This is a genomic window from candidate division WOR-3 bacterium (genome assembly GCA_016867815.1).
Lineage (GTDB): Bacteria > Hydrothermota > Tepidihabitantia > Tepidihabitantales > Tepidihabitantaceae > UBA2258.
On sequence record VGIR01000164.1, the window covers coordinates 1 to 3,768 of the forward strand.

A 3,768-nucleotide genomic window follows, 5' to 3' on the forward strand; every position below is an offset into this window, starting at 1 on the left:
ATTGAGTTGGCAAGGAATGAGACTGGCAGGCAGAGCGTAGTCTACCTGTCTGAGATTGCCGAGGGGCTTGGGACACGATCCGATTCCTCGACGGAATCAGTCATGTCCCGCGCCGCGGCGGTCGTGGCGCATCCCCTGGACGGGCGCATCAAGCACGCAAGACGGGCGTGCGATGCGGCAGGTGCTTTGCTGATTGACGACGAGGCGGGCATCGGGCCCGGGGCAACTGGTCGCATGCTCGCCATCGAGCTGTCCGACGTCAGGCCGGATATCTACGTACTGGCGAGAGGCTGGGCAGCCGGCTTGCCATTCGGTGCCTGCGTTACTGGGAACTCCAACCTGTGCTGGAAGAACTCGACCGCTGGGAACCCGATTGGCGGCGCGGTTGCGCTTGAGGTCATTCGCCTGCTTGAGGTCGGATTGCTTGAGCAGGGCCGGAAGCTGGCTGCGTATCTTGAGAAGAGGTTCGGCGCCCTGTCCAGCCCGAAGCTAGAGCCCGAGCTCTGGGGCGTCGGGCTGGTGCGGACCATTGTGCTTCGCAAAGGCAATGACGTGGCCGTGGGTCTGGTTCAGAAGTGCCGCGAACTTGGCCTGTTGCTTCACGCGCTGTCTGCTGACAAGGTCGCGGTCAGGCCGCCCCTGGTCGCGACGGAAAAGGACGTTGCCTTCGCCGCCGAGGTCATCGGCAAGGTCCTTGCCGGTTTCGATAAGAGGGCATGAGCGCCGGAAAGCTCTCGGTTCCGGGTCGTTTCTTCACGACGGTGAAGGAGTACGGCCTCCTGCCCGAAGGCTCGGGCGTCCTCGCCGCGGTCTCGGGCGGCGCCGATTCGGTCTGCCTGCTTGATCTGCTGCGGCTGGCACAGCCCCGGCTCAAGCTCAGCATGGCGGCGTTCCACCTCAACCACGGCCTGCGTGCGACGGCGACGCGAGACGAGGGGTTTGTCAGCAAGCTCTGCCGTGATTGGGGAGTCGACCTCGAGGTCGAGCGAACTGACGTGGCCGGATACGCCAAGCGGCACAAGCTGGGCATCGAGGAGGCGGGGCGCGAGCTGCGCTACCGACACATGATCCGCGTGGCGCGGAAGCGGAAGTGCGACTTTGTCGCGCTGGGCCACACTGCCAACGACAACCTCGAGACGATACTCCTGAACCTGGCGCGTGGGGCTGGGCCGCGCGGGTTGGCCGGCATTCCGGTGACCAGGAAAGCGGGTTTCTGCCACAAAGGCACGAAGGCACAAAGGGACTCCGACGTCACCTTCGTGCGGCCGTTGATTGACATTGAACGCGGGGCGCTGGAGCAGCATCTGCGGGCGCGGGGCATCGGGTGGGTCGAGGACGAGTCGAATGAAGACGTGAAGTACCGTCGAAACCTCCTCAGGCGTGAGGTCGTGCCGGTACTCGTCCGGCTTAATCCAAACGTTGTGGCCAATGCCCGGAGGGCGGCACAATTGCTGGCTGAGGAGGGTGAGCTCCTCGATGGGCTGGCAAAGGAGGCAGTCGGCGAGGCAGCAGAGACGGACGAGAGCGGCGTTCGGATTGACATACTTAAGTTCAAGGATTATAATGACGTTCTGAAACGGCGGGTTCTGAAACTCGTCCTCCCCGAGCTGGATTCGCAGGCCGTGGAGGGAGTACTTGAGTTCTGCAATCGCGACACTGGCGGGAGGCTGGCTTTGACCTGCGGCGTGCGGGCGCACAGGCGCCGGGGGATGATTGAATTTGAGCGCAGCTAAGGAGACTCTTGAGAATGATGCCTGACAAGACCCAACGGAATCGGTTCCTCGGGCCGCTGGCCGTATGGCTGCTCGTCTTTCTGGCCGCGTGGGCCGCGTGGAACTTCTTCGCCGGCAGGCGGGGGACCCGCGTCGCAATCGACTACTCCGATTTCACCACTCAGTTGCAGGCGGGGAATATTGACGCCGTCACTATGGTCGAGCGCGACCTGAGCGGTTCCCTCAAGCAGGAGGCCGAGACCGCAACTCCACGCGGCACGGTCAGGTACAGGGAGTTCCGGACCTACATGCCGGATGACCCGCAGCTCGTGACCCAGTTGCGCGAGGCCAACGTGAAGATCGTGGCGAAGGCGCCGTCGCAGTGGACCACTATCCTGATCAACCTGTTGCCCTGGGTGTTGATACTGGTCGTCTGGCTGCTCTTCATGAGGAGGATGTCGTCCGGGCAGGACCGTGCCTTTACCTTTGGCAAGTCACGGGCCAAGCCTATGGCTTCGGACCGACCCAAGATTACGTTCAACGATGTCGCCGGGGTACCGGAGGCCAAGGAGGAGCTGAAGGAGATTATCGCCTTCCTGAAGGCGCCGCACAAGTTCCAGAAGCTCGGCGGCAGAATCCCCAAGGGCGTGCTGCTCGTCGGTCCGACCGGGACCGGCAAGACGCTCCTCGCCAAGGCGGTGGCGGGCGAGGCGGGCGTGCCGTTCCTCTCCATTTCCGGGTCGGACTTCGTGGAGATGTTCGTCGGCGTTGGCGCGGCCAGGGTGCGTGACCTGTTTGAGCAGAGCAAGCGGAACGCGCCCTGCATCGTGTTCATCGACGAGATCGACGCGGTCGGCAGGCAGCGCGGCGCCGGGCTGGGCGGCGGCCACGACGAGCGCGAGCAGACGCTGAACCAGTTGCTGGTCGAGATGGATGGGTTTGAGACGCAGGACGGTGTCATTATCATGGCCGCGACCAACCGGCCCGACATTCTCGACCACGCCCTGCTGCGGCCGGGCCGGTTCGACCGACAGATATCAGTTGACCGGCCGGACGTGGTCGGCCGCGAGGAGATTCTGAAGGTCCACGTCCGCAAGATTACGATGGCGCCGGACGTCAACCTGAACGTGCTCGCGCGCGGCACTCCGGGTTTCTCCGGTGCGGACCTGGCGAACATGGTGAACGAGGCGGCGCTGCTCGCGGCGCGAAGGGCGCGGGCTGCGGTGACGATGCAGGATTTCGAGGACTCAAAGGACAAGGTACTGATGGGCGTGGAGCGCAGGAGCCTGCTCATCAGCGAGCCGGAGAAGCGCTGGATCGCCTACCACGAGGCAGGACACACTCTGGTGGCGAGAATGATCCCGGGTACCGACCCGGTGCACAAAGTCACCATCATCCCGCGCGGCCAGGCTCTCGGTCTGACCCAGCGCCTCCCGCTGGACGACAAGCGGATCTACTCGCGCGCGTACTGCCTCGACCAACTGGCCATAATGCTTGCAGGCCGGGCCGCCGAGCAGCTGGTGTTCTCTGACCTCTCGACCGGGGCGCACAACGACATCGAAAACGCGACCATCCTGGCGCGCAAGATGGTCTGCGAGTGGGGCATGAGTGAGAAGGTCGGGCCGCTCACGTTCGGGTCGCCAAGCGAGGAGGTCTTCCTGGGACGCGAGCTGGGTATGCGCCGGACCTTCTCCGAAGATACCGCCCACACGATCGACAGCGAGATCCGCAGGATAATCGACGAGCAGTCGGACCGTGCGCACGACATCGTGACCAGCCACCGGGAGATGCTGGACGCACTGGCCAGGGCGTTGCTGGAACGCGAAACGCTGAACGGCGAAGATATCGACCGGGTGATGGGCATTGGTCCATCTGAGCCGCAGCCGGCGGAGACGGCTCCAGCTCAGTAGCAGCTCATGAAGGAGGCGACCATGTCTTTCTCGGGGTGCATTACAGCCCTCGTAACGCCGTTCAGAGGCACGAGGCTTGACCTTGCAGGCCTGCGTGAGAACGTCCGGTTTCAGATCAAGAACCGCGTCCGCGGTCTACTGGTCAA

Annotated in this window: 3 protein-coding genes; all 3 read left to right on the forward strand. The window is 63.8% G+C overall.

The features are described 5' to 3' along the window. The first annotated feature begins 102 nt into the window (after positions 1-102). Genes FJY68_13790 through FJY68_13800 form a run of 3 tightly spaced genes read left to right on the forward strand, consistent with a single transcriptional unit; the run spans position 103 to position 3,622 of the window. The gene (locus tag FJY68_13790) at positions 103-720 is read left to right on the forward strand and encodes an aminotransferase class III-fold pyridoxal phosphate-dependent enzyme (GenBank protein MBM3332897.1); all 618 of its coding nucleotides are present in this window, start codon (positions 103-105) and stop codon (positions 718-720) included. After that, entirely contained in the window at positions 717-1,733 is a 1,017-nt protein-coding gene (gene tilS, locus FJY68_13795) for a tRNA lysidine(34) synthetase TilS (protein MBM3332898.1), read from the forward strand. The genes FJY68_13790 and tilS overlap by 4 nt, the downstream gene beginning before the upstream one ends. A 17-nt stretch (positions 1,734-1,750) precedes the next feature. Further along, positions 1,751-3,622 (forward strand): ATP-dependent metallopeptidase FtsH/Yme1/Tma family protein, encoded by a 1,872-nt coding sequence (locus FJY68_13800; protein MBM3332899.1) that lies wholly within the window; start codon positions 1,751-1,753, stop codon positions 3,620-3,622. Positions 3,623-3,768 lie beyond the last annotated feature (146 nt).